Origin of the sequence: Streptomyces sp. NPDC050842 (assembly GCF_044456565.1) — a bacterium.
In the GTDB taxonomy this organism is placed as follows: domain Bacteria; phylum Actinomycetota; class Actinomycetes; order Streptomycetales; family Streptomycetaceae; genus Streptomyces.
In genome coordinates, this window is sequence record NZ_JBITGA010000002.1 from 665,568 (window position 1) to 691,292 (window position 25,725).

A 25,725-nucleotide genomic window follows, 5' to 3' on the forward strand; every position below is an offset into this window, starting at 1 on the left:
CTGCGCTGACCAGCAGCGGGCGCCAGTGCGCCCCGCGCTGACCAGCGACGGGCGGCAGTGCGCCCATGGCTGGAGACGACCACTCGACTTCATCCCAAGCTCCTGGGGGAGACTTGCGCGCACAAGTGCACAGAGCACGCGCCTTCACCATCGCGGCGGCCACATCGGTGGCCCTCGTGGCAGGCATGACCGGCCCCGTGACGGCGATCGCCGCACACACCACGGCCACTCCGGACACCACAGGCCCCAACGGCGACCAGCGGATCCAGCTGATCACGGGCGACGTACTGGTCGTCGACGCCAAGGGCCGGATGGCGGGCTTCGAGCCCGCCGAGGGCCGTGAGCGCATACCCGTACGGATCCAACGCACCAAGGGCCACACGCTGGTGGTGCCCAGCGACGCGCAGCGCCTGATCTCCACGGGCAAGCTGGACCAGCGGCTCTTCGACATCGACGAGCTCACCGATCCGCTGCTGCGCGAGAGCCACCGCGACGGGCTCAAGCTGATCGTGCAGTACGACCGTGGAGCCGATTCGGCCCGGGCGGAGGTGCGTTCGGCCGGCGACACCCAGCTGCGGCGTACGTTCCCCACCATCAACGCCGACGCCCTCCGTGCCTCACAGGACGACGTGGCCCGGGTGTGGGAGGCATTGACGAACCCGCGCCCGAGCGGCCTGCGCGCGACCAGCGCCGGCATCGGCAAGGTGTGGCTGGACGGGGTGCGCAAGGCGAGCCTGGACCGCAGCGTCCGGCAGATCGGCGCCGACAAGGCGTGGGAGTCCGGGTTCGACGGCACCGGCGTCAAGATCGCCGTCCTCGACACCGGCGTCGACAAGACCCACGAGGACCTCAGCTCCCAGGTCGTCGGCGAGAAGAACTTCTCCGCGTCTCCCGACGCCGTGGACCGCGTCGGACACGGCACGCACGTCGCGTCGATAGCCGTCGGTACGGGTGCCAAGTCCGGCGGGAAGTACAAGGGCGTCGCTCCCGGCGCCAAGGTGATCAGCGGGAAGGTCCTCGACGACGGGGGCTACGGCGACGACTCCGCCGTCATCGCGGGCATGGAGTGGGCCGCCGCCGAAGGCGCCGACGTCGTCAACCTCAGCCTCGGCAGCGGTGACAGCCCCGGCGACGACCCGGTGGAGGCGACGGTGAACAGGCTGTCCGCCGAGAAGGGGATCCTGTTCGCCGTCGCGGCCGGCAACGAGGGCGAGGACGGCGCCTCGTCGGTCGGCTCGCCGGGCAGCGCGGACGCCGCGCTGACCGTCGGCGCGGTCGACGAGGACGACCGGCTGGCGCCCTTCTCCAGCGTCGGCCCGCGCGTCGGCGACGGCGCCGTGAAGCCGGACCTGACCGCGCCCGGCGTCGCCATCACCGCGGCCGCGGCCCCCGGCAGCACGATCGACACGCGTCCCGGCACACCGCACCCGGCTCCGGGCTACCTGCAGATCGACGGCACCTCCATGGCCACCCCGCACGTCGCGGGCGCGGCGGCGATCCTGAAGCAGCGGCATCCGGACTGGAAGTCCACCGAGCTCAAGGGCGCCCTCATCGCGTCCACCAAGGGCGGCGACCACACCGCCTTCCAGCAGGGCTCGGGCCGCGTCCAGGTCGACAAGGCGCTGGCGCAGAGCGTGATCGCCGAGCAGGTCTCGCTCAACTTCGGCATGGCGGTGTGGCCGCACACCGACGACAAGCCCCTCACCCGGAAGGTCGTGTACCGCAACCTCGGCAGCAGCGACGTCACCCTCGACCTCTCGGTGACCTCGCAGGACCCGGCGGGCAAGCCCGCCCCGGGGTTCTTCTCGGTCGGCGCCGGCACGGTGACCGTGCCCGCCGGCGGCACGGCCGAGGTCGACCTGACGGCCGACACCAGGATCGGCGACGCCGACGGGGCCTACTCGGGCTACGTCACCGCCACGGGCGCGGGCCAGTCCGTCCGCACCGCCGCGGTGGCCGTCCGCGAGGCGGAGTCGTACGACATCACGCTCCGGACCCTCGGCCGGGACGGCGCCGACGCCCAGAACTTCACCAGCACCCTGACCGGCGTCTCCGCGGCCACCAAGGACGTCCAGACGCGGATCGACAGCGAGCCGGGCGCGCACACCATGCGTGTGCCCAAGGGCTCGTACACCTTGGACACGGCGGTCTACGAGGACCCGTCGGACCTGACCAAGGGCACCGACTGGATCGCCCAGCCGAAGCTGGAGGTCACCGGCGACACCACCGTCATCGCCGACGCGCGCACCACCAAGCCGGTACGCGTCTCCGTGCCCGGCCTCGACAAGGTCGACTACAGCGGGGCGTACTACGAGCGCGAGACCGAGCTCGGCGGCGTCGGCAGCGGCTGGGTGCTCAGCGGCTTCACCGGCTTCCGCACCGCCCACCAGGGTCCGGCCATCACCGACGGCTCGCTCCTGCAGACCTGGGACGCGCACCTCGTCAAGGACCCCATCACGCAGTACTCGGTGGCCTTCGGCGGGAAGGTGAGCAAGGTCGCGACCGGCTACTCCCGCCACGTGAAGGCGAACGAGCTGGCCACGCTCAAGGTCGACCTCGGCTCCTCCGCTCCCGGGAAGACGACGCTGTCCTCCCCGTACTCGCAGCTGCCGGGTGCGCCGCAGGGCGTCGGGTTCGCGGCGCGGCAGGCGGCTCCGGGCACGCGTACCTTCCACGTCTCCACCGCTGACGGCGTCAAGTGGCTGACCAAGTTCAACCAGTACGGCGAGCCCGACCAGTGGGGCTACCCGACCTTCGAGGCCGGCTACGAGATGGTCCGGCCGAAGGGCTACGTGGCCGGCAAGACGTACCGGGAGACGTTCAACACGGGCGTCTTCGGCCCGCTGCTCGGCGAGAGGATGGGTGTCTTCCGCACCGCGCCCGACCCGGACACCGGCGAGCAGCAGATCGTCGGCTCCCTGCCGCTGTTCGCCGACGGCAAGGGCCACGCGGGTCTCACGATGCACACCTCGGCCACGTCGACGCTGTACCGCGACGGCGTCAAGGTCGGCGAGAACGACGACGCGCTGATGGGTGATCAGCCCTTCACGGTCGACTCCGCCGACGCCGAGTACCGGCTGACGACGTCCGTGGAGCGCTCGGCGACGGTCGCCGCCGTCTCCACCCGTGTCGACGCCGACTTCACGTTCCGCTCGAAGCAGGTGGCGGCCAGGACGGCGCTTCCGGTGTCCACGGTCCGCTTCGCGCCGCCCGTCGACCTCACCTCGCGCGCGCCGGCCGGCACGTCGGCCCTGGTCCCGGTGACCGTGCAGGGCGCTGCGGCCGGGAAGAACCTGGCCTCGCTCGCCGTGTCCGTGAGCTATGACGACGGGCAGACCTGGCAGCTCGTGAAGGTCGAGAACGGCAGGATCTCCGTGAAGACCCCCGCCAAGGACAAGGGCGTCGCGCTCCACGCCGAGGTCACGGACAAGCAGGGCAACGCGTCGAAGCTGACGATCCACAACGCGTGGCTCGGCACGTGACGTCGGCCTGGTGACGCGTCTCGTGTGACGACGTCCCGCGAGTGGCCGGCCCGGACCTCGAAAGCGAGGCCCGGGCCGGTCGTTCGTTCCTTCGTTCGCGCTCATTCAGCGGTTGGGCTCCTGCATGGTCACGCAGTGCGCGCCACCGCCGCCGTTGCCGTCGATCAGCGCCGTCGCCTCCGGCACGTTGAGACGCAGCCCGCGCCCCAGCCGCGTCCGCGCGAGCTCGGCGGCCGTGAAGAGCAGCAGCCGGTCCCGCTCCGTGGGGGTCAGAGGCATACCGCCCCCTGAAGCACGGCCCTGGTCACATGCATGGCGTCCCCATCCTGGGACGCCCTGGCGGCGCGCAGGGCCGGGTGGATGCCGGCGACGGCGGCCACCAGGACGGAGACCGAGGGACCGGCGACGATCGTGGAGAAGGGGACGGAGACGGGCCAGCCCTGGGCCACGGCATAGCCGTAGACGGCGAGACTCCCCATGACCAGCCCGCCGATTCCGCCGATGAAGCCCATCAGTACGGCCTCCAGCAGGAACTGGACGGCGATCTGTCCGCCCCTGGCGCCCAGCGCCCGGCGCAGTCCGATCTCACCGCGGCGCTCCATCACGCCCACCACCATGGGCGACCCCCGTGAACGGGCAGGCCGCCACGAGCACGAGCGGCTGCCGGCCAGGAGCTGACGTCCGGGCGCTACCCGGTGGACTGGTCGCTGGGGATGCCGGGGCCGTTGTACGCGCCGCGGTGCGGCTTCGTCTGGGTGGATACGGGGTTCGCCCAGTAGTCGCGGCCTCCGTTGCCGCTGATCACGGATCCGTTGCTCAGGGCCGGGGAGGTGGTGCGCAGCTTGTAGCCGTCGACGGAGTGGATCGTGTCGCCGCCGGTGCCGGGGTTCACGAAGTGCGGGTCGCCTGCGATGCCGTTGGCGGTCGGCCGCGGCACACCCTGGAAGACGTTCCAGAGCCACCGGACGCCGGGTCCGGTGGGAAGCCGGGAGTCGGCGGTGCCCACCCAGATGTTGTTCTCGACGACGCTCTCGTCGGGGAGGGTGATGTCGAGCTTCCTGTCCGTGCAGTAGATGACGTTGTTGTACATGTGCAGGGCGGAACGGCCGGCGCTGACGCTGCTCATGCGGCAGTCGTTCTCGGAGATGTTGTAGCGGATGATCTGCCGGGCGCCGCCGATGGTCCCGCACCCGTCGCAGTCGAGGAAGAAGCCGCCGATGTTGTCGCGGCTGAAGTTGTACTGGATCGTGCAGGTGCCGGTGTTGCCCCAGTCGCAGTCGAACGCCTGGCTGTCGGCCACGGACATCCGCGTGATGCCGTGGACGGCGTTCTTCTGGATGGTCGGGTCGTGGTCGCCGAGCACCCAGATGCCGGCGAAGTTGCCGCCGGAGAACGGGTACACGCCGTTGCCGACGCCGGAGGCGTTGTTGTACTGGATCATGGGCGCGTCGGCGTAGCTGGCGATGATGCCGTCGCCGCCGACATCCTTGATGGTGTTGTGCTCGATCAGGACGCCGGAGCCCTTGACGGCCATGGCGCCGACCCGGATCTTGAGGCCTCCGCCACCCGTGTTGCTGATCTGGTTGTGGTGGACGTGGATGTCGTTGAGCGTCGAGTTCGTGCCGCTCGCGCCGGTGACGATGCCCGCCGACTGGACGAAGTCCTCGGTGGTCGGGCTGTTCTTGTTCGTCTGGCCGGCCACGCGGTCGATGACGAGGTGGCCGATGTCGAAACCGCGGTGCGCCGTTCCGTCGGTGACGGAGATCCGCAGACCGGCACGACGGGCGAGCGAGGAGGCCGGGCTGGTCAGCTTGAGGTTGCTGATCCGCCAGTGGTCCTGGTTGGTGAAGGAGACGGTGTGGGCGGCGCCGGCGCCGTCGATCACGGGCAGCGCGCCGGCCCCGTAGGCGGTGAGGGTGATGGGGTCGGAGGCGGTGCCGCTGCCCTGTGGCGCGAGGGAGCCGGTACACGTGGTGCCGGACGCGAAGGCGAGCGTGTCGCCGGGGGCGTACGTCCTTCCGTTGGCCTGTCCGATGCTGTTGAACGGCGACGCCTGACTGCCGTCTCCGGCCACCGGGATGGAGCAGTTCACGTAGGTGGTACTTCCCGCGGCCGAGGCGGGTACGTCGGCGAAAGCGATGGTTCCGGTGAGAGCGAGAGCGACGCCGACGAGCCCACGGCCCGTCAGCTTCCGTCTCCTGCGTGCTCCGATGGTCATGACGCCACACCCTTCTGACGGTCTGCTGCCGCCAGAAGCTAGAGCTGGCACGTGATCGAGTCAACGAATCTCGGTCGATTGATCGAATTTCGATCAACTCGGGGGGCGGTGGGCTCCCGCATCAGGAACGTCGCCCCTGTCACTCCGGATCGTTCCGGATGCCTTGCCCGGCCTGCCCACCACTAGCTTGCCGATTCGACGGCACTCCTCACGACAGAAAGGCTCACGATGGCACGAGGTCTCTTACGCCGTGTGCTCACCAGAACGGCCTTCGTGGCCGCTGTCTGGGGGTTGGTCATGGGGATGACCGCCTCGGTCGCCCTGGCCCGGCACGCATCGGTACCGAGCCCGGACGGCGAACGTCACGGCGTCTCCCGGTACTTCAGCGGACCGCAGGGGTTCGCCATTCCGACCGTGCCGTGCGACCCGGCCGGCCCGTCGGCCACCGACGGCATCATGGCCGACCAGCTCAACCCCCAGCTGCGGGCGAAGATGGCCGGATACCTCGACGCCTACAAGGTGTCCTGCGCGCGGATGGTCACGCAGGCGGTGAAGGACCGCGGGCTCAACCAGAGAGCCGCGGCGATCGCCATCGCCACGATCATCGTCGAGAGCAGCATGAACAACTACTCCCAGGCCGTCGACTACACCAGCCTCGGGCTGTTCCAGCAGCAGGACTGGTGGGGCAGCCGGGAGGAACGGCTGAACCCGGCCTACGCCACGAACGCCTTCCTCGACGAGATGGAACGGCTGTATCCGGGCGGCTCGTGGAACGGCCAGGCGATCGGCGACGTGTGCTGGAACGTGCAGCGGCCGAGAGAGGACCTGCGTGGCCTGTACGCCGTCGAGGCGGGCGACGCGGTGACCATCGCCAACGCGCTGTGGTCCGGGGTGAGCGGCGGTCCCGAGCACCCGTACGGCTCGGGTCGCGTGGTGTCCGGACGGTCTGCCGACGGGCGGCTCGAAGCCTTCGCCGCCGGGGCCGACGGGGTCTATCACGCGTGGCAGACCGCGGTGAACGGCGGTTGGTCGCAGTGGCGGTTCGAGGGCGGTCCGCGGAACGCGCAGCTGGCGGTGGCGTCCAACGCGGACGGCCGGCTGGAGCTGTTCGCGCTCTCGGACAGCACCTTCGATCACATGTGGCAGACCGGGCCCAGCGCCGGCTGGTCGGGCTGGGCGAACTTCGGCGGCGGCGGATACCGGCTGGCCGCGGGCAGCAACGCCGACGGCCGCATCGAGGTGTTCGCCTCCAACGCCTCCGGCGTGTTCCACCGCTGGCAGACGGCGCCCAGCGGCGCCTGGGCCGGCTGGGAGGGCACCGGCGGCGGCCCGGCCAACGCGCGACTCGCCATGGAGAACGCACCCGATGGGCGGCTCGAGGTGTTCGCGCTGTCGGACTCGACGTTCGGGCACCTGTACCAGACCGCGGTCAGCGGTGGCTGGTCCGCCTGGGAGGACTTCGGCGGCGGCGGTCACGATGTCACCGCCAGCCACAACCAGGACGGCCGTCTCGAGGTGTTCGCCTCCAACGCCGACGGGGTGTTCCACCGCTGGCAGACCGGCCCGACCTCGTGGTCGGCCTGGACGGGCACCGGCGGGATCCCCGACGCCGAGCTGACCGCCTCGCGGTCGGTGGACGGCCGGGTCGAGGTGTTCGCGATCAACGCCGGGACCGCGAGCCACACCTGGCAGACCGCGCCGAACGCGTCGTTCGCGCCCTGGGAGACCTTCGGGGGCGGTGGCACCGAGATCGGCGCGAGCAACAACGCCGACGGTCGCATCGAGGTGTTCGGCACCAGCCACGCCGGGGTCTATCACCGCTGGCAGACCGGGTTCACGACCTGGGCGGACTGGGGCTGGCTGAACGATTCCGGTCCCGCGGTCGGCTAGGCCCTATCCGACCCTGATCTGCCGGACAGGGCCTAGGACGACGCCGGTCGCCGAAGCCGGGTGGCCGTCCGTGCTCGGGGGCGCCGGCGCCGCGGAACGGTCACGGCGCCCCCGGGCGTTCAGGACCAGCTCTGGTACTCGGTGCTGTTGCAGGCCCAGGTGCGCAGGCCGAGGGAGCTGTCGTCGATGCAGCGCTGCGTGAGCTGGTTCTGGAAGCGGACGGTGCCGTCGCCCCAGACCGTCACCCACCAGCTCTGTGCCGCGCTGGAGTTGCAGACCGCGGTACGGAACCCGCTGTCGGTGTCCTCGATGCACCGGCCGGTGTTCTCGTTCCTCAGCTGACGGGTTCCGTCGCCCCAGACGTGCACGTTCCACCGCTGTGGCGTGGTGCCGTTGCAGCTCCAGACGCGGAAGCCGTTGCTGGTGTCGTCGAGGCATCGGCCGGTGGCCTGGTTCCGGAAGCTCTGGACGGCGTCGGTGGCCCCCGCGGGCGCGGCCAGCGCGCCGCCGGGAGCCGCGAGGGTGGTGAGGACCAGGGTCCCGCCGAGCAGAAGCGATCGCATGGCGCGCATGTGGTTCGTCGTCTCCTTCGTGTGGTGGACGTGGCGGTCCGCAAGCTAGCCGTGCGCCCCCGGCGCCGGACATCCGGAACGATCCGGAGTGACAACGGCCTGATCAGCGACCGGCCGTGGGAGGGGGGCATCCCGGCAGCGCCGGCCGGTCCTTCGTGCGTACGGCGGGGAGCCAGGCCGCGGGGTGCGCGGAGCCCTCCCTGAGCCGGACGCGGAACCAGAGCGTGGACTGCATGCCCGCCTCGTCCACGATGGGCTGTCCGTCGGGCAGCCGGCAGTCGGCGGTGAGGGCGTCGCCGTGCCACACGCGGGTCGTGACGACGTTGTCCGCGGCGTACGGTCCCTGGGGATCGATCGCCAGGCCCAGGCTGCACTGCGGGTCCCGGTCGGCCCGGTCCTGGCAGCCCCGCTCGGCGTTGAAGACCGTGAGCGTGCCGACCGTACGGCCCGGCCCCGCGGACGCGCCCTCCCGCACCGCGTCCGACCACAGGGTCGCGCCGGCGGTCCCGCAGAGCGCGGCGGCGAGGACCGCGGCACGGGCCACGCCCCGCAGCCGTCGCGCCCCGGTGTCCCGCGTCCCCTCCCGGGCGGCGATACGGGCGAGCAGGCTCTCGGCCGTGTGCGGTGCGCGTGCCGCATGCGTCGGGGCCAGACAGTCGGCGGCCAGCGCGCGCCAGAACGGCGGCACCGCGAGGTCCATGCGCAGCGGCGCGCGCCCCTCGCCGTATTCCTGCACGGCGGCGCCCCGCGCCACGGGGGTGGCGCCGGGGAAGGGCGAGGCACCGGAGGCGAACACCTCGTGGACGACGACACCCAGGGCCCAGATGTCGGCACTCGGCCGGACCTGCACGCCCAGCTCCCCCAGGGGTGCCCGCCAGCGTTCGGGCGGAAGGTAGTCCAGGGTGCCCATGGGAGGTACGTACCCGTGCGTCCCGGTCAGCTCCGTGGCGAGGCCGAAGTCCGAGAGCTTCACGGACCCGTCCCTGCCCAGCAGAATGTTCTCCGGCTTGAGGTCGGCGTGCACCCAGCCCGACCGGTGGAGATGGGCCAGGCCCTCGCAGATTCCCGCGATCAGACGGCCGCGATCGGCCTCGGTAACCCCCGCGTCGAGGAGCTCGCGCAGACTTCCGGCTGCCCGCTCCATGACCAGGACGATCGCGCCGTCCACGGCGGGCAGGTCCGGTGCGGAGAGGACGAAGGACTCCCGGAGACCGATCAGGCGGGGATGTCCGGCCCTGCGCCCGAGTTCGACCTCGCGGTGGGCGGATTCCACGATCCTGCGTGCCTGGCGCGGCGCGAGCCCCGCGGTGGGCATGATCTTGAGCGCGACGTCGGTGACGCCCGACGACCGGCCCTCGCGAACCGCGGCGGGACCGTCCTGCGGCGCGTGGGCCGGCCGGGCCGCGTACACCGTGGACCAGCCTCCGGCCCCGATCAGCTCGGTGACGACCCAGGCTCCCGCCCGGTATCCGGGCGGGAGCAGGTCCGTGGGGTCGTGTCCCGTCGCGTCGCCCGGACCGACCGGCGGTGTCATCGCGGCGCCTGCCGCTCCCGCCCGCCGCCGGCCAGGGACGGCAGCAGTGCGAGGTGTTCCTCCCGTACGAGCCCGAACCGCAGCGCGAGCCCGACGATCTCCTCCCGTTTGCCGTTCCGGCGCTCGCCCTTGCCGGGTTCGTGGGCGTCCGGGACGCCGATGCGGAGCTTCTCCTCGGCGAGGTAGTCGATGTGCGAGCTGATCGCCCGGGCGGTGAGCGTGCCGCCGGTGACGTGCCCTCTCAGTCGCTCGACGATCTGGGGCGTGGTCGGGACCGCCACGCGGGACTGGTCGCGCAGGCGGGGCTCGCAGAGCGCGACGAGGACGAGGAAGTACGTGGCCGACTCGTCCAGGGAGTACGCGGTGACCGTGCGGCTGCCCCAGGGAACGCCCATCGCCTCCGGGTCCAGATAGACGTGGTCGGGCGCGAACACCTGGAAGGAGACCGTGAGGTCGCCGCGGGTGGGCAGCACCACACGCGAGAACTCGAACGGGACGGGCGCCCCGACGCGCCGGGGCGGGACCCTCAGGTACTCACCGGCCCCCTCGGGGTTCTCCACCAGATAGCAGTGGGTGGTGCTGTGGTTCGTCAACTGCCAGTGGTCGTCGGTCGCGCGGATCTCGCCGGCGAGCCGGGAGATCGCCGCGTCGGCCAGCCGGAGTTCCACCGGGGTCGTCGCGGAGCCCCGTCCGAAGCGGGCGACCTGGCCGGGGCCGAGGCGTAACGTGACCGCGTCGGCACACGGTTCGCCGCCGTCGGCGCCACCGTTCCCCTGCGGCAGATGGACGACTACGCCGCTCACGCTCCCCCTCTTCCTCCCGTCGCGGTGCCGGACGAGCGGAACGATACTCACGAGTCAGGAGAGTTCACCGACGTGCTTCGGCCACTTCGGCCCGGAGGGACCGCGGTGGCCGGAGGCCTGGCCGGAGCGGCGCTCGGAACGCCCCCCGCAGCCATCCGCCGGGCCCCGGACGGCACGTGCCGCGAAGGACCGTCTGCTGTGACCCAGGACACCTCCCCGGCGGGGTGGGGCGGCGATTTGATGTTGTTTTCGGCCGTCTGCCGCACCGATGGGCCGAATATCTCGCGCCGAGGCGAGCGAGACGGGCCGCCGACGTCCGCGCCCGGGGACAGCGGACCCGCCCTCGCACCCGGGCGCGTATGCCGTGTCACGCCCCGCGCAAGGTGGGAAAGGTCACCGCGCCCCGCGGGGACGCGAGGCGATCCGGGCCGTTCGTGACGCGATCGAACCGCCGATTCACCGACTTCACGTGGCGAGATCCGCACCTGGAGCGCGGCGCGGTCCGACTCAGAGAGCGGGACTGCCCGACACGACGGGCGCGACCGCGCGGTCACCGAACGCCGTCCACGGTCGCCACCCGCCGCTCGGCAGGGCCTGGACACGGGTCCGTACCCGGCCCTCGCGGGTGACGGCGAAGACATGCATCCGGCCGGTGGAGTCGAGCGCCGCCGAGGGGGTGGCCGCGAGCCTGATCCCCGGTTCGCCGAACTCGCCGCCGGGAGCCCAGTTCCCGCCGGGCGTGACCTGCCAGCGGTGGCTGAGCCGGGCGCCGCCGGGAGCGAGGGAGAACGCCTCCAGCCGGCCGTCGGCGTTGGCGGCGAACGCCGGGGCGGCGGCACTCCAGCCGAACAATGGCTGCCACCCGTCCCAGCCGCCACTCGGCACGGTCTGGCGCCGGGAGAACGTCCCCACGCCGGACGGTCCGATCGCGGCGACGGTCAGTCGGCCGGCGCCGTCCCTGGCCGTCCGCGGCGCGGCACCGGCCGCGGTGCCGAAGGAGTGCCACGCGCCGGTCCAGGCGCCGTTGGGGGCCTCCTGCCACCGGTGCCGGATCCCGGTGCCGCCGGCCGCGAGGACGAACACCTCCAGCCGGCCGTCGGCGTTGGCCGCGACCACCGGCGGGGCGCCCGCAGCTCCGCCGAAGCCGGGCTCCCACGCCTCCCACGCCCGCGATCCGGGCGACCACTGCCGCCGCCGTGCGAAGGAGGCGGCCCCGGGGCTCGACGCGAAGACCTCCAGTCGGCCGTCGGCGTTACGGGCGACGGCGGGCGCGGCGCCGGCGGGACCGCCGAACTCCTCCCAGTCGTGCCAGCCGCCGTCAGGGCGCTGTACGCGGTGATGCAGGTTCAGGCCGCCGGGAGCGAGGGAGAACACCTCCAGCCTGCCGTCGGTGTTGCGCCCCAGCGTGGGAACCGCACCGGCCGGGCCCCCGAAGGTCTCCCACGCCGACCAGGTGTCGTTGTTCGGGTCGAGCTGGACGCGCCGCAGCATCGAACGGTCGGCGGCGTCCAGCGCGAACACCGTGAGCCGGCCGTCGACGTCGAGACCCGCCACCGGGTTGTCCGGGCTCTGCCACGGAGGTGGTGTGTCCCGCCAGTGCAGGGGCGCGACGTACAGCCCTTGCCCGAACCAGCCCGCGGCGCTGGCGTACCACTCCTCCCCGTCGGTGAACACCTCCACCGCGTGACCCGGTACGTGCCCCGCGTGGCCGGTGAGGTCGAAGCGGAACGGATCGCGCGACGCCAGCACGTCGGTGCCCTCGTAGCCGTTGCGCGGCCCGATGAACAGGTAGTACCAGCCGTCCCGTTCGACGACGTGCGGCGACTCGGTGACCGAGACGGTCGCGTCCGTGCTCGCGTCGGTGAACGCGACGCCCGGCTCGCTCCAGCGCACCAGGTCGGCGGACCGGCGGTAGGACACGACATGGTGGCCGTCGTTCGGGCCCGAGAGTTCGGTGTAGTACATGACCCACTCGTCGCCGACCCGCAGGACCATCGGGTCGCGCGCCGCGATCCCCCGGAACAGGGGCCCGGACGGCTCGCGGGTCCAGGTGAACAGGTCGGTCGAGGTGGCGAGGTTGATCGCGGCGCCGCTCGCTCCGCCGGCGGCGTAGAACATCCGGTACAGGCCGCCCGCCTCGACGACGTGCGGCGCCCAGAGGTGTTCCTCGCCGAAGTAGGACGGTTCGACGGTGAGGGCGTCGGCGTGGGTGGTCCAGGGGCCGTGCGGGGTGGGCGCGGAGGCGTGGGCGAAGGCGATCTCGGCCGAGCTGTCCGGGGAGTCGCCGGGCGGCGCGCTGTCCCCGATGATGCCGAACAGGTGCCAGCGGCCCCGGGCGTTGATCAGCGTGTGGTCGTTGAGGTACCGCGGTCCGGCGACGGTGGAGGGGTCGTAGACGCGGGCGAACGGCCCGGCGCCGATCCACCGAGGGGGTGCGACGGCTTCGGCGGTCGTGGCCCGGGCGGTATCGGGGAACGAGAACGCGGCTGCCGCGGTGGCACCCCGCAGCAGGTTCCGTCTGCTGATGGGAAGCATGGGCATCTCCAGACGGACCGCGCGGCCGGCCGTGCCGTGGGGGCGCGGCCGGCCGCGGGTCGTGTGTGTGGCGGTAGGAGGTGGGTCAGTCGAGGGAGGGACCTGCGGTGCTGTTGACCCAGACCCATGCGGACCAGGTGGAGAAGCCGGTCTGCCAGCGGTGGTAGGTGCCGGCTCGACTGGTGCCGAAGACCTCGATCCGACCGTCGGCGTTGGAGGTGGCGGTGACTTCGGTGCCGCCGCCTCCGAAGGCCTCCCACGCGCTGTACGGCGCGTTCACCGCGGTCTGCCAGGCGTGCACGGCCGTGTCGCCGTTCATGGCGAAGACCTCGACGCGGCCGTCCGCCGTGCGCTCGCTGCTGAGCTGGGCGTTCGCGGGGCCGCCGGTGGATTCCCAGCCCGACCACGTGGTGGGACCCGTCTGGTACCGGTGAAAGACGCCGACCGGGCCCGAGGCGAAGACCTCGATCCGACCGTCGGCGTTGTGGTCGACGGTGAGGTCGTGACCGCCACCGCCGAAGTCGTCCCACGAGGACCAGCCGCCGTTCGCGGCCGTCTGGTACAGGTGCTGGAAGGTGCTGCCGTTGAGGGCGAACACCTCAAGGCGACCGTCGGGCGACTTCTCCATCTCGATACGGCTGTCGGCGGGCCCGCCGCCCGTCGGTTCCCAAGGCGACCAGGCTCCGTTCGGGGTCAGCTGGTACCGGTGGAAGACGCCGACCGGGCCGGAGGCGAAGACCTCGATGCGCCCGTCGGCGTTCACGCCGGCCGCGATGTCACGACCGCCGCCGCCGAAGTCCTCCCAGGCGGACCAACCGCCCGACGGGGAGAGCTGGTAGCGGTGCCGGAAGGTGTTCCCGTCGATCGCGAACATCTCCAGGCGGCCGTCCGCGTTGGGAGCGATCGCGAGCTCGGCGTTGCCGGGACCGCCGGTCTGCTCCCACTCCGACCAGTTGCGGTTCGCTTCCTGCTGCCAGGCGTGCTGGACGCCGTCCGCGCCGGCGGCGAACACCTCCAGGCGGCCGTCCGCCGACCGCGCCGACACCACGCGGCCCGACTCCACCGGATACACGAGGGGCTTGGGCCGTGGACCACTGCCGGGGATGCAGGGCAGCACCACGCCGCCCTCCGCGAGGTAGACCTCGGGGTCGATGCCGTTCGAATTGTTCGGAACCCCCGCCCAGATCCGCAGATGGAGGTGGGGACCGGTCGAGTTGCCCTCGGAGCCCATCAGGGCGATCCGCTGGCCGGCCACCACACGGTCGCCGACCGAGACGTCCCGCTGGTACATGTGCCCGTACTCGGAGGTCCTCCCGTCCGGATGGAGGATGCGGATCCACTGGCCGTAGTCACTGGCGTATCCCGAGATGGTCACCTCGCCGTCGCCCACGGCGTAGATCGGCGTCCCGGTGTCGTTGGCGATGTCGACGCCGTTGTGACCGGGGTGGAAGGGCTGGTTCACGAAGCCGGCGGCCGGGCACGCCGAGGCCGAGCCGGCGGTCCCGGCCGCGGCGGCCGCCGTGGCCGGGGCCGCCGCCGTGGCCGGGGCCGCGGCGGGCAGCAACGGCAGGAGAGCCGCTGTCGCCGCGACAACACAGTTCAACGCGCGTCGGGACAGTCCGAGAAGCACAGAAGGCTCCTTCCCTGTGATCGTCCGGGGATGGGCGGAGGAACGGACGTGGAGCGGGGCGAGCGCCGCTCACGCCCTCCGCAGGTGGCCGATGATGCCGTCGATGTCGCGCTGCATCATGTCGTGGCGGATGAAGTGGCCGCCGGGCAGCTCGTACCACTCGTGCGGGATTCCCGCGCCGCCGAGGAGTGAACGGAACTCCCTTTGTCCCGCGAGCACTTGGGTCTCGTTGGCCGTATCGAACCAGTTGATCGGGTCGGGACTGGTACCGGCTACGAGGAAGACCCGCTTGTGGCGGTAACTCTCGATCCGCTGCACCGGGTTGTCCGCGCTGACCCGGGCCTCGTCCCAGAACGGCGCGCCGTAGATCGTGCCGCCGTTCAGGTCCAGGGCCGCGGCGCTCGCGTTGGCCCAATGACCCACGAGGCCGTTGTCCCGGCGCAGGCTGGCCGGGCCGGAGTGGGCGCTCACGGAGGCGAAGTGGCCGTAGTACTTGGCGGCGTACTTCAGTGCGCCGAAGCCGCCCATCGAGAACCCGGACACGGCACGGCCGTCGTACTCGGCGTACGTACGGAAGTTCGCGTCGATCCACGGAATCAGCTGCGCGATGTGGAAGTGCTCCCAGTTCCGCGGGCCGACGTTGGAACTCACGGGGTTGGAGTACCAGCCCGCGTGCCCGCCGTCGGGCATGACGACGATGATCGGCTTGCCGGCGGTCCAGGCACGGATGCCCTCGCGGTCGAACGTGATGAAGTCCTGGTCCGTGCCGCCACCGTGGAAGAGGTAGAGCACCGGGTACCGGCGTCCGCTCCAGTGGTAGTCGTCGGGGAGGAGCACGTTGACCGCGGGGTTCCAGCCGATCGCACTGGTCGAGAACCGGTAGTACCACATGCGGTGGTCGGCCTCGTTGTGGTCCACGATGTGCAGGCCGAAGCCGTCACCGGCTGCCGACGCCGGAGCCGCCGCCCCCAGGACGCCTGCGGCACCCAGGGTCATCGCCGCCGTAAGACCACCGGCGGTCTTGAGGATGTTTCTGCGAGTGGGGTGCTGCGCGCTCAACGTGACCTCCAGGTAGGGAGCATGACGATGAGTCCGGAAGCCGCGCGGAAGCTTTGCCGCGCGCCCTTCGGACCGTGCCGGCGCCGTCTGACCGGGCCGGGCGAACGTGAGGTCTGGAAGGTAGCAACGGGCGCGCGCCGGGAGACTCCGGAAGATTGCGGACTGACAGACGGGGGCCGCTTCGGCTAGGTGTGCCTGCCGATGGTCCTCGGGCATCGCAAACGCCTCAATCGCGGCGATCCGGGCTCGGCAGTCGACAACGTTGCCGTTGCGAGCCGGTCAATTTGGCCGAAAGCCTTCCCGCACGATGCGACATGTGAAATTTTACATGTCACACATCAGTCGCCCGTGTGTCCCCCGCACGCGGCCACAACGGCCCCGGAGGCCCCCACAGATGCATCCCTTCCGGATATCGAAGGCCAACGCGCGAAGACTCCCTGCACTCGGCGCAGCCGTCTTCATCGCGCTCGGCCTGCTGACGCCGCAGAGTCAGGCCGCCTCCGTCGGCGCCACGCCCCCGGTCAGCACGAACGCACCCGGGACCGCGGCCTCGGCGCCGCGGTCGATCCCCGTCCCCAAGTCGCCCGACGCGATGAGCAACAGCTCCCGCTTCCGGATCTCCTCGCAGGACAGTGCCGAGGAGTCCTCCCCGGCCCCCGCCCCGGCGCTCAAGCCCGTCAAGGTCGGCAAGCAGTCCTCGGCCGCCGCCGCGGACGACTGCAGTGACCTCTCCGGCGTCATCAACGCCACGGGCGGCGCGCTGGTCCAGCAGCTCAAGGCCCTCCCCCGGATCACCTGTACGTACCCCCTGTTCAGCCTCACCGGGGAGGACGCGCGCAAGGCCTTCCGCGAACCCCAGATGGTGACCGTCGCCAACGCCCTGCGCGACGCCTCCGCCACCTACTCCGGCGACAACAGTGCCGCCATCGGCCAGCTGGTGCTGTTCCTGCGCGCCGGCTACTACGTGCAGGACAACCACGCGGACGTCGTCGGCGACTACGGCACGGCGCTGGACGGCGCGGCTCGCGGCGCGCTGGACGCGTTCTTCGCCTCCCCGCGCAGCAAGGACGTCACCGACGCCAACGGCGAGATCCTCAACGAGGTCGTCACGCTGATCGACAGCACCCACGCGGCGGGCCGGTACGCCGGCGTCGTCAAGTGGATGCTCGGCAGCTACGACGGCACCTGGCCCGCCCAGATGAACCTCTCCATGCAGCACGTCGAGTGGGTCGTCGAGAACGGCTTCAAGGCCGAGAACGACGACCGCGGCTGGCGGGCCGCCCTCAAGGCCGACCCCGCCATCCTCGACACCTGGGCCGGCTTCATCACGCGCAACGGCGCGCAGCTGAACCGCCTGGACGTCGTCAGCAACGTCGGCCGCTTCCTCGGCTACGCCCTCGACGTCCCCGAGCTCAAGGACCGGGTCCGGCCGCTGCTGAAGGACCTGATCAACCGCTACCCGAACGTCGGCCCCACCGCGCCGATCACCATGAACCTGGGCTGGTACACGCGCCAGTACGACAGGGGCAACTGCGCGGCCTACGCCATCTGCGACCTGGGCGACCGCGTCCTCCCGGCGATCCTGCCGATCCAGCACACGTGCACCCCGGGCCTGAAGATCCGCGCCCAGGACATGTCGCCCGCGCAGCTGGCCGGGACCTGCACCAGCCTCGTCAACCAGGACGCGTACTTCCACCGGGTCATCGGCGACAAGGGCGCGATCCCCGGTGACGTGAACACGAACCTCGAAGTCGTCGTCTTCGACGACTACACCAACTACTCGCTGTACGCCTGGGCCATCTACAACATCGACGTGGACAACGGCGGCATGTACGAGGAGGGCAACCCGGCCGCCGCCGGCAACCAGGCCCGCTTCATCGCCCACGAGGCCCACTGGCTGCGCCCGGACTTCGAGATCTGGAACCTGAACCACGAGTACACCCACTACCTCGACGGCCGCTACAACATGGCCGGCGACTTCGAGGCGGGCATGACCACGCCGACCATCTGGTGGGTCGAGGGCATCGCCGAGAACATCTCGTTCGGCTACCGGGGCGAGCGCAACGCCGACGCGATCGCCGAGGCCGGCAAGAAGACGTACAAGCTCAGCGACCTCTTCGACACCGTCTACGGCCAGGAGGCGGACCCCGAGGTCAACTCGAACCGCGTCTACCGCTGGGGCTTCCTCGCGGTCCGCTACATGCTCCAGAAGCACCCCGCCGACGTCGAGACCGTGCTCGGCAAGTACCGCACGGGTGACTGGAACGGTGCCCGCACGCTCCTGAAGCAGACCATCGGCACCGGCTACGACGCCGACTTCGCCACCTGGCTGACGACCGCCTGCGCGACCGACGACTGCGGCCCCCTGCCGGAGGCCTCGGCCCCGCTCGCCCCGGCCTGCACCATCGCCGACACCCGGCAGTTCGACAAGAACTGCCGCCGGGACGGCCTCGCGGCCACCGCCGGCAACTACAGCTACCACTTCGTGTACCTGCCGGCCGGCGTCAAGCAGCTGACCATCACCAGCAGCGGCGGCACCGGCAACGCCGACCTGTACTACGGCGGCGGCAGCTGGGCCACCACCGGCAGCTACCAGGCGAAGTCAACCAACGCCGGCAACGGCGAGACCCTGACGATCGACAACCCGCCGTCCGGCTGGGTGTACTTCAGCCTCGCCGCCGCGCAGGACTTCAGCGGCGTGAGCCTCTCCACGCAGTCCAAGTAAGCCGGTTCACCGGGGCCGGTCCCGCCGACCGGCCCCGGCGTACCCGGCGTACCCGGACGGGTCCTAGCGGCCCAGCCCTTCGACCTCGGCGTCGATGGCTTCGCTCATCAGCGTCCGGGCGTGGGAAATCTGGAGCGTGCCGCTGAGCCAGCGCATGCTCAGGCCCTCCAGGAGGGCGGTGAGCCGCTCGGCGGCGGCCGAGAGAGCCGCTGCCGGAGCCATCGGCCGGACCTCGCCCAGCAGCTCCGCCACCTCCTGGACCCAGACCGCCGTGGATCTCGTCAGGTCCTCCCGCAGGACTTCGTCGAAGACGGCGCTGGCCCGCAGCTCGCCCCAGGCGCTGCTGTTCTCCCTGACCTCGGTCGTGTCCTGGAGTTCGAGGAGAAGCGTCTGGTCCAGTTCCTCGCGCGGGCTGAGCGGTGCGGCGTCCGGCTCACGACAGGTCGTGTAGTGCGCGGCACGGTCGCTGATGAACTCCAGCGTCTTGAGCAGGATCCCGGTGCGGTCCTTGAAGTGGTAGTAGATCAGCGCGGTGGACACGCCCGCCTCGGCGGCGAGCTCCTCGACGCGCAGGCCGCGGACCCCGCGCCGGGCGATGACCCGGGCGGCGGCTTGGAGGATCTGAGTGCTGCGAGACGCCATGCCCCGACCTTTATCCCTCCCCACAGTCGCCTTCCGTTCGCCATTTTGACTAAAGATTCAGTTAATACGCGACACTGCTGGTTCAGACCACTCACGAGGGGGATCACGTGGCGACGGACCGCAGAAGGGCCATCTTGGAAGGTGCCGCCCGGGTCATCGCCCGGAACGGAGTCCGCGGGCTGCGCATGGAGGAGCTGGCGACCGAGGCCGGGGTGTCCATCGCGCTGATCTACTACCACTTCAAGGACCGGGCCGGCGTCCTGCGCCACACCCTGGAGTTCATCAGCGACCGGGCCGACCGGTACCTCTTCGAGCCCGAGCTGCGCGGCGATCTGGCCAGAGCCACGCTGGCCTGGATCCATGACGTCGCGGACCTCCTGAGCTGCGTACGGCCGACGGCTCCCGCGCCGGCCCTCACGGCATCCGCGGAGAGGCTCACCGGACTCCTGGAGGGGCTCAGTACGCGCTGGCTCAGCGGCGCCCTGCCCCTGCCCCATGCCCGCGAACTGGTGAGGGAGGCGGTCTCCATCGAGGTCGAGCGCCTGAGCCACTGAATCGCCGAGTTCCTGAATCGCCGAGTCGCCGAGTCGCCGATCTCGCGAAACGAAGCGCTTGTCCGCACCGCCGGCCGGAGGGCGTGCGCCCTGTTCCAGGGCAGTGCGGGTGGCCTGCCGTGTGAGTTCCCGATCGGAGACCCCGTTGTCCGACGCCCGCCGACGCGAGCCGAGTCGCGGCAGGCTCGTGCCCTGACCGGCGGCTCGATCACGGACTACCCCTACGACGCCTACGACGCCGCGATCGAGTTCAGCGCCACCCAGGGAGGCGAGAAGGTCCCCGTCCACGTGACGCTGACCAACAGCGACGCGCTCTTCGCGGCCACGGTGGACGCCTCGGACGTCGACGGGACCGCGGTCTTCGACGTCGGCCTGGGGCGCTCCAACAGCGTACTGATCTTCGCCGGCTTCATGATGGTCGCGATGTGGGCGCTCGCCGTCTCGGTGCTCATCGGCGCGTGGTTCCTCGTCACCCGGCGCAAGGGCCTGACCTGGCCCGCGCTCGGCTGGATGGCCGCCACGCTCTTCGCCCTGGCGGCCTTCCGCAACACGGCCCCGGGCGCGCCACCCATCGGCTGCCTCATGGACTACATCGCGTTCCTCTGGGCCGAGACGGTCATCGCCTTCTGCCTCGTCACCGTCGTCGTCACCGGCTTCACGGCCGAGCACCGGTCGTCGACTGCGGAGACGCCATCGGGCGAGCGCGGAAAGTGACGACCGCGTCGCCGTCGGCGGGATCCCGCGCATGCACGTGCGGCCGGGGCTTCCTACGATGAAGGAACAGGTCTCGCGGTTCTTTCGGGGTTCGACCGGAGCGAGGGAACATGGCAGCAGCCGAGCATGCCGAGCCCGCCGGACAGCCGGCGGAACTCAAGCACAACGCGATCGGCTTCGTGGACGCCCTCGTCATCGGGCTCAACTCCACCTCTCCCGCGTACTCCCTCGCGGCCGTCATCGGCCCGATCGTCGCCCTGGTCGGGATCTACGCCCCCGGAGTGATGTTCGCGGCCTTCGTGCCGATGCTGTTGATCGCGTCGGCGTTCTACTACCTGAACAAGGTCGACCAGGACTGCGGCACCACCTTCTCCTGGGTCACCCGCGCCATGGGCCCCTGGGCGGGCTGGCTCGGTGGGTGGGCCATCGCCATGACCGGCGTCCTGGTCGTCGGCTCGCTCGCCGACGTCGCCGTGACCTTCGGCCTGCTCGCCGTCGGCCTCGACAGCTGGGTGGACAACACCTTCGTACGCCAACTGCTCACGGTGCTGCTCATCCTCGTGATGACGGCCGTGTGCGTCATCGGCACCGAGCTGTCGGCGAAGCTGCAGAACGTGCTCATCCTGGCGCAGGTCGTCTGCCTGCTGATCTTCGTGGCGGTGGCCTTCTACGCCGTCTACGCCGGCACGAGCAAGTACGACTCGGTCGACCCCGCCCTCAGCTGGCTCAACCCGTTCGGCGCCGGTGGCGCCGCGCTGACCGGCGGGCTGCTCCTGGGCGTCTTCATCTACTGGGGCTGGGAGTCGGCGGTCAACCTCACCGAGGAGGTCAAGGATTCCGCGATCGCCCCCGGCAAGGCGGGACTCTGGTCGACCGTCATCCTGCTCGTGACGTACGTGTCCGTGGGGTTCGCGGTCGTGGCCTACGCCGGTCCGACGTTCCTGGCCGAGAACGCCGGGGAAGAGGAGTTCATCTTCGCGCAGCTCGCCGGGGACGTGTTGGGCGGCTGGGACTGGGTCCTGCTGCTGGCCGTCTGCACCTCCGCGATCGCCTCCACCCAGACCACCATCATCCCGGCGTCGCGTACCGCGCTCTCCATGGCACGCCGCCGAGCGCTGCCCGCGCACTACGGCCACATCAGCCCGCGCTTCCGTACCCCTGACGTGAGTACGTGGTGGGTCGCCGGCATCGCCAGCGCCTGGTATCTCGTGGTGAACCAGATCAGCACCAACGCCCTCTTCGACTCGCTCACCGCGCTCTCGCTGCTGATCGCCTTCTACTACGCGCTCACGGGCCTCGCCTGCGTGATCTACTACCGCCGCCAGCTCTTCAAGAGCGTCCACAACCTCCTGTTCATCGGCGTCGGACCCCTGGTCGGTGCCGGGCTGCTGGCGTGGCTCCTGGTGAGGTCGGTCTCCGACATGTCCGATCCGGAGAACTCGTACAGCGGCACCTCGTGGTTCGGCCTCGGTCCCCCGCTCGTCATCGGCATCGGCATCGCCGTCGTCGGCGTGGTCATCATGTTCGTACGGCGCCTGTGGGCACCGGCGTTCTGGCAGGAACGCCCCGGCGTGGCCGACCCGGCTCCGGTCCACCGTCACAAAGAGCCCTGAGGCGCCTCCCGGTCTCCCGGAGCTGCCGGTACGAGGACGGTGACAGCAGTTCGCCCGAGCCGAGGCCGGACGCCGAGCGAGCCAGGTCGCAGATGTCGGTGGTCTGGACTGCGCCGGGGGCCGTGGTCCACGAGGGGTTCCAGAAGGTGGACTCCTCGTACGTCCCAATCTTCTCCAGGGCGGCGCCGAGCAGGCCGAAGTTGGCGTGAGCGCCTTCGTCGACGAGACGCAGGAGTGCGGTTCCCATGTAGCTGATGGCCACGTCGCCGTAGCGGACGGCATGGCGGGGTCGGCCGGGACGCCCGTCATCGACTCGCCGAGAGCGGTGGTGACGATCTCACGGCCGTCGACGGTGACCCGCAGGATCACCGATTCGAGGCCCATGTCGGCCGTGGTCCGCGCCGACGCCGGCGCCATGATCACACAATACCCAGGGGGGTATTTGACTTCCCCCGTGGAGCCCCCTTACGGTCGAGCCCGTGAATACCCCCGGGGGTATCTATCGAAGGGATTGCCGTGTTCTTCACCCAGTACTACCTCGACTGCCTCTCCCAGGCGTCGTACATGGTCGGCGACGAGAAGACCGGCAGGGCGGTGGTCGTCGACCCGCGCCGGGACGTCTCCGAGTACGTCGCCGACGCCGCCGCGCACGGTCTCACCGTGGTCGGCGTCGTCAACACCCACTTCCACGCCGACTTCGTGGCCGGCCACCTGGAGATGGCGGACGAGACCGGCGCCTGGATCGGCTACGGCCGGGGCGCCGAGACCGAGTACCCGATCCGCGAGCTCGCCGAGGGCGAGCGGATCTCCCTCGGCGACGTCACCCTGGAGATCCTGGGGACACCCGGGCACACCCCGGAGTCGATCAGCGTCCTCGTGTACGAGCACGCCGACGACACCGTGCCGTACGGCGTGCTGACCGGCGACGCGCTGTTCATCGGCGACGTCGGCCGTCCGGACCTCCTGGCCTCCGCCGGCGTGACGGCCGAGGAGCTGGGCGCGATGCTCCACGACAGCGTCCAGAACAAGCTGATGGGGTTGCCCGACGACGTACGGGTCTTCCCCGCCCACGGCGCCGGTTCCGCCTGCGGCAAGAACCTCTCGGCCGAGAAGCAGTCGACCATCGGCGAGCAGCGGGCGACCAACTACGCGTGCGCGCCGATGGGCCGCGCGGAGTTCGTCGCGCTCGTCACCGCCGGGCAGCCGGCCGCGCCCGGCTACTTCGCCTACGACGCCGAGCTCAACCGCAAGGACCGCGCCCGGTACGACGCCTCGGCGGCCCCTCGGCCGCTGTCTCTCGCCGAGTTCACCGCACTGCGGGCCACCGGCGCGGTCGTGGTGGACGCGCGCGACCCGCAGGAGTTCGCGACCGGGCACCTGCGCGGCGCGGTGAACGTGCCCGCCGACGGGCGCTTCGCCGAGCAGGCGGGCACCGTGCTCGACCCCGCGGACGACCTCCTCGTCATCGCGCCGCAGGGCCGGGAGCAGGAGGTCGTCACGCGGCTCGCCCGGATCGGTCTCGACCGCTCCGCGGGCTACCTGCGCGCCCCCGAGCAGGCCCTGGGGGAGCTCGGCGAGGTCGCCCCGGCGAGGCGGGTCGCCGCCACGTGGCTGCGCTCCGCCCTGACCTCCGACGACCATCCGCCCGTCGTCGTCGACGTGCGGACCCACGGCGAGCGCGAGGCGAACGGCTTCATCGAGTCCGCCCTGCACATCCCTCTCGGCGAGCTCCCGGGGCGTACGGACGAACTCCCCGCGGACCGGCCCCTGGTCGTGCACTGCGCGGGCGGCCACCGGTCGTCCGTCGCGGCGAGCGTGCTGCGCCGGCGCGGCTTCGAGGACGTCTCCGACATCCTCGGCGGATACGCCGCCTGGGCCCTTTCGGCGGAACCGGCCGCAGCCACCGGGCTCTCCGAGAGCACCTGACTGCCCCCCGCGCGCTCCCGCGAGCCGCTCAATCCCCCACGCCCTCACCCCGATCGGCCGTCGCCCGCCGGGGGTACCTCACACCTCCCTCAATACCCCCCTGGGTATACAACCTCGATCCGTAAGGACCCCATGAGCGCCACCCCCGCGCCCGCCCCTTCCCTCACCCCCGCCGTGCTGCACCGGCTCGTCCAGGAGGGGCGGGCGCCGCGCCTGCTCGACGTACGCACACCCGGCGAGTTCCGTACGGCGCACATCCCCGGCTCGTACAACGTGCCCCTGGACACCCTGCGCGAACACCGGACCGAGCTCCTGGCCCATCTCGACGACGACGTCGTACTCGTCTGCCGGTCCGGGGCACGCGCCACCCAGGCCGAGAAGGCACTCGCCGACGCCGGTCTGCCGAACCTCCGCGTCCTGGAGGGCGGCATCGTCGCCTGGGAGACGACCGGCGCACCCGTCGACCGGGGCCCCGAACGATGGGACATGGAGCGCCAGGTGCGCCTCGTGGCCGGCTCCCTCGTCCTGACCACCGGCCTCGTCGGCGTGTTCGTGCCCGGCGCGCACCTGATCGGCACCGCGATCGGCGCCGGCCTGACGTACGCGGCCCTCAGCAACTCCTGCGCCATGGGCGTGCTGCTGTCCAAGCTGCCGTACAACCGCGGTCCGCGCCCCGACGTCCGCACGGTGATCACGGAGCTCCGGGGCACGCCGTGACCGCCCTGGTCGTCGGCGCGTCCCTGCTCGTCGGCGTCAGCCTCGGCACGCTCGGCGGCGGCGGCTCGATCCTGACCGTGCCGCTCCTGGTCCACCTCGCCGGGCAGGACGCCAAGGAGGCGATCGCCACCTCGCTGTTCGTGGTCGGCGTCACCAGCCTCGCCGCGCTGGTTCCGCACGCACGCGCCCACCGGGTGCGCTGGCGGACCGGACTGCTCTTCGGCGCGTTCAGCATGGCCGGCGCCTACAGCGGCGGCCGGCTCGCCGCGTACGTCCCGGGCACGGTCCTGCTCGTCGGCTTCGCCCTGATGATGCTGGCCACGGCGGTCGCGATGCTCCGCACGTCCCGGCGCGGCCCGGAGAGGAGACGGCCCGCGCGGGGCGACCTGCCGCTCCGGCACGTCGCGGCACAGGGCCTCGCCGTCGGCGCGGTGACGGGCCTGGTGGGCTCCGGCGGCGGGTTCCTCGTCGTCCCCGCCCTCGCCGTCATCGCCGGGCTGCCGATGGGGATCGCGGTCGGCACCTCGCTCCTCGTCATCGCGATGAACTCGTTCGCCGGCCTCGCCGGGCACCTGTCGGGCGTGACGGTCGACTGGCGGCTCGCCCTGACCGTGACCGCCGCCGCGGTGGCCGGCAGCCTCGTGGGCGGCCGGCTCGCGGGCCGCGTCCCGCAGGACGCGCTGCGCACGGCGTTCGGCTGGTTCGTGGTCGTCATGGGCGCGTTCGTCCTCGCGCGGCAGCTCGACACCGCCGTCTGGACTCTCCCGGTCACGTGGGCGGCGATCGGGATCGCCCTGACCGGCACGGCCGCGGCCCTGCTCCGGCGAAGGGCGAGGCGGGCCCCGACCGCGGGTGCTATCCCTGCGCCCGGTAGATCTTCAGCCGGCCAGGGACGAACAGGTGGACGTAGCCGCACGAGCAGCAGATGAGGCCGTTCGCCGACTCGTTCGCCCACGCCAGGTTGAAGAACTCCATCCCCGAGCTGTTCAGCTTCACCTCCCGCTCGCGGAAGACGTCGCCGCCACACATGAGGCAGTGGATCTTCTTGTCGCCGATCTCCCCGTGCACGATCTTCGCCATGCTGTCTCCCCCTGGTGGCTTCCGGCATCCG

General features: G+C 71.3%; 19 protein-coding genes and 1 pseudogene. 9 read left to right on the forward strand and 11 right to left on the reverse strand.

Going from position 1 to position 25,725, the window contains the following annotated elements:
* Nucleotides 1-125 precede the first annotated feature (125 nt).
* Nucleotides 126-3,482 (forward strand): S8 family serine peptidase, encoded by a 3,357-nt coding sequence (locus tag ACIBG6_RS08200; protein WP_399221754.1) that lies wholly within the window; start codon nucleotides 126-128, stop codon nucleotides 3,480-3,482.
* Between the two features lie 162 nt (nucleotides 3,483-3,644).
* Here ACIBG6_RS08200 and ACIBG6_RS08205 read toward each other — a convergent pair.
* The 3 genes and pseudogenes from ACIBG6_RS08205 to ACIBG6_RS08215 form a co-directional block, all read right to left on the reverse strand.
* Nucleotides 3,645-3,761 (reverse strand): annotated as a pseudogene (locus ACIBG6_RS08205) (urease subunit gamma); the annotation flags it as partial.
* On the reverse strand, nucleotides 3,752-4,084 hold the full coding sequence (locus tag ACIBG6_RS08210) for an ABC transporter permease (protein ID WP_399221960.1): 333 nt from the start codon (nucleotides 4,082-4,084) through the stop codon (nucleotides 3,752-3,754). The gene ACIBG6_RS08210 and the pseudogene ACIBG6_RS08205, both read right to left, overlap by 10 nt.
* An 86-nt stretch (nucleotides 4,085-4,170) precedes the next feature.
* On the reverse strand, nucleotides 4,171-5,700 hold the full coding sequence (locus tag ACIBG6_RS08215; protein WP_399221755.1) for a right-handed parallel beta-helix repeat-containing protein: 1,530 nt from the start codon (nucleotides 5,698-5,700) through the stop codon (nucleotides 4,171-4,173).
* A gap of 228 nt (nucleotides 5,701-5,928) precedes the next feature.
* Between ACIBG6_RS08215 and ACIBG6_RS08220 the strand changes: the two genes are divergently transcribed.
* A complete protein-coding gene (locus ACIBG6_RS08220) occupies nucleotides 5,929-7,590 on the forward strand; it encodes a peptidase M23 (protein ID WP_399221756.1) in 1,662 nt (553 codons plus the stop codon).
* 119 nt (nucleotides 7,591-7,709) lie between these two features.
* Here ACIBG6_RS08220 and ACIBG6_RS08225 read toward each other — a convergent pair whose 3' ends face one another.
* The 6 genes from ACIBG6_RS08225 to ACIBG6_RS08250 form a co-directional block, all read right to left on the reverse strand.
* Nucleotides 7,710-8,162 (reverse strand): RICIN domain-containing protein, encoded by a 453-nt coding sequence (locus ACIBG6_RS08225; RefSeq protein WP_399221757.1) that lies wholly within the window; start codon nucleotides 8,160-8,162, stop codon nucleotides 7,710-7,712.
* 103 nt (nucleotides 8,163-8,265) lie between these two features.
* Nucleotides 8,266-9,696 (reverse strand): protein kinase, encoded by a 1,431-nt coding sequence (locus tag ACIBG6_RS08230; protein WP_399221758.1) that lies wholly within the window; start codon nucleotides 9,694-9,696, stop codon nucleotides 8,266-8,268.
* Nucleotides 9,693-10,499, reverse strand: coding sequence for a serine/threonine protein kinase (locus ACIBG6_RS08235; protein WP_399221759.1), 807 nt, complete (start codon nucleotides 10,497-10,499; stop codon nucleotides 9,693-9,695). Before ACIBG6_RS08235 ends, ACIBG6_RS08230 begins: the two co-directional genes overlap by 4 nt.
* A 507-nt stretch (nucleotides 10,500-11,006) precedes the next feature.
* A complete protein-coding gene (locus tag ACIBG6_RS08240) occupies nucleotides 11,007-13,034 on the reverse strand; it encodes a family 43 glycosylhydrolase (RefSeq protein ID WP_399221760.1) in 2,028 nt (675 codons plus the stop codon).
* Nucleotides 13,035-13,119: 85 nt separating this feature from the next.
* On the reverse strand, nucleotides 13,120-14,664 hold the full coding sequence (locus tag ACIBG6_RS08245; RefSeq protein ID WP_399221761.1) for a peptidoglycan DD-metalloendopeptidase family protein: 1,545 nt from the start codon (nucleotides 14,662-14,664) through the stop codon (nucleotides 13,120-13,122).
* A gap of 69 nt (nucleotides 14,665-14,733) precedes the next feature.
* Entirely contained in the window at nucleotides 14,734-15,723 is a 990-nt protein-coding gene (locus ACIBG6_RS08250; protein ID WP_399221762.1) for an alpha/beta hydrolase, read from the reverse strand.
* A 394-nt stretch (nucleotides 15,724-16,117) separates the two neighbouring features.
* Here ACIBG6_RS08250 and ACIBG6_RS08255 point away from each other — a divergent pair, with 394 nt between their 5' ends.
* Nucleotides 16,118-18,448: a collagenase gene (locus tag ACIBG6_RS08255; RefSeq protein ID WP_399221763.1), complete on the forward strand. Its 2,331-nt coding sequence runs from the start codon at nucleotides 16,118-16,120 to the stop codon at nucleotides 18,446-18,448.
* A 63-nt stretch (nucleotides 18,449-18,511) separates the two neighbouring features.
* Here the strand turns inward: ACIBG6_RS08255 and ACIBG6_RS08260 are convergent, their stop codons facing one another.
* A complete protein-coding gene (locus tag ACIBG6_RS08260) occupies nucleotides 18,512-19,090 on the reverse strand; it encodes a TetR/AcrR family transcriptional regulator (protein WP_399221764.1) in 579 nt (192 codons plus the stop codon).
* Nucleotides 19,091-19,224: 134 nt separating this feature from the next.
* Between ACIBG6_RS08260 and ACIBG6_RS08265 the strand changes: the two genes are divergently transcribed.
* From ACIBG6_RS08265 to ACIBG6_RS08290, 6 genes are all read left to right on the forward strand, one after another.
* On the forward strand, nucleotides 19,225-19,644 hold the full coding sequence (locus ACIBG6_RS08265) for a TetR/AcrR family transcriptional regulator (protein ID WP_399221765.1): 420 nt from the start codon (nucleotides 19,225-19,227) through the stop codon (nucleotides 19,642-19,644).
* A gap of 192 nt (nucleotides 19,645-19,836) precedes the next feature.
* Nucleotides 19,837-20,358, forward strand: coding sequence for a DUF4436 family protein (locus ACIBG6_RS08270; RefSeq protein WP_399221961.1), 522 nt, complete (start codon nucleotides 19,837-19,839; stop codon nucleotides 20,356-20,358).
* A gap of 110 nt (nucleotides 20,359-20,468) precedes the next feature.
* Nucleotides 20,469-21,971 carry an APC family permease gene (locus ACIBG6_RS08275; RefSeq protein WP_399221766.1) on the forward strand — a complete coding sequence of 501 codons (1,503 nt, stop codon included), beginning with the start codon at nucleotides 20,469-20,471 and terminating at the stop codon, nucleotides 21,969-21,971.
* A 516-nt stretch (nucleotides 21,972-22,487) separates the two neighbouring features.
* Nucleotides 22,488-23,897, forward strand: coding sequence for a rhodanese-like domain-containing protein (locus ACIBG6_RS08280; protein WP_399221767.1), 1,410 nt, complete (start codon nucleotides 22,488-22,490; stop codon nucleotides 23,895-23,897).
* 132 nt (nucleotides 23,898-24,029) lie between these two features.
* Nucleotides 24,030-24,614 (forward strand): rhodanese-like domain-containing protein, encoded by a 585-nt coding sequence (locus tag ACIBG6_RS08285; protein ID WP_399221768.1) that lies wholly within the window; start codon nucleotides 24,030-24,032, stop codon nucleotides 24,612-24,614.
* Nucleotides 24,611-25,543, forward strand: a complete 933-nt coding sequence (locus ACIBG6_RS08290; protein ID WP_399221770.1) for a sulfite exporter TauE/SafE family protein — start codon at nucleotides 24,611-24,613, stop codon at nucleotides 25,541-25,543. The genes ACIBG6_RS08285 and ACIBG6_RS08290 overlap by 4 nt, the downstream gene beginning before the upstream one ends.
* Here the strand turns inward: ACIBG6_RS08290 and ACIBG6_RS08295 are convergent.
* Complete coding sequence (locus tag ACIBG6_RS08295) at nucleotides 25,470-25,694, reverse strand: hypothetical protein (RefSeq protein ID WP_399221771.1); 225 nt, start codon at nucleotides 25,692-25,694, stop codon at nucleotides 25,470-25,472. The two genes, ACIBG6_RS08290 and ACIBG6_RS08295, sit on opposite strands and share 74 nt — an antisense overlap.
* Between the last annotated feature and the right edge of the window lie 31 nt (nucleotides 25,695-25,725).

Coding starts and splice junctions, on each gene's coding strand:
- ACIBG6_RS08210 (WP_399221960.1), bottom strand. CDS start 4,084: ATGGAGCGCCGCGGTGAGATCGGACTGCGCCGGGCGCTGGGCGCCAGG.
- ACIBG6_RS08215 (WP_399221755.1), bottom strand. CDS start 5,700: ATGACCATCGGAGCACGCAGGAGACGGAAGCTGACGGGCCGTGGGCTC.
- ACIBG6_RS08220 (WP_399221756.1), top strand. CDS start 5,929: ATGGCACGAGGTCTCTTACGCCGTGTGCTCACCAGAACGGCCTTCGTG.
- ACIBG6_RS08225 (WP_399221757.1), bottom strand. CDS start 8,162: ATGCGCGCCATGCGATCGCTTCTGCTCGGCGGGACCCTGGTCCTCACC.
- ACIBG6_RS08230 (WP_399221758.1), bottom strand. CDS start 9,696: ATGACACCGCCGGTCGGTCCGGGCGACGCGACGGGACACGACCCCACG.
- ACIBG6_RS08240 (WP_399221760.1), bottom strand. CDS start 13,034: ATGCTTCCCATCAGCAGACGGAACCTGCTGCGGGGTGCCACCGCGGCA.
- ACIBG6_RS08255 (WP_399221763.1), top strand. CDS start 16,118: ATGCATCCCTTCCGGATATCGAAGGCCAACGCGCGAAGACTCCCTGCA.
- ACIBG6_RS08260 (WP_399221764.1), bottom strand. CDS start 19,090: ATGGCGTCTCGCAGCACTCAGATCCTCCAAGCCGCCGCCCGGGTCATC.
- ACIBG6_RS08275 (WP_399221766.1), top strand. CDS start 20,469: ATGGCAGCAGCCGAGCATGCCGAGCCCGCCGGACAGCCGGCGGAACTC.
- ACIBG6_RS08285 (WP_399221768.1), top strand. CDS start 24,030: ATGAGCGCCACCCCCGCGCCCGCCCCTTCCCTCACCCCCGCCGTGCTG.
- ACIBG6_RS08295 (WP_399221771.1), bottom strand. CDS start 25,694: ATGGCGAAGATCGTGCACGGGGAGATCGGCGACAAGAAGATCCACTGC.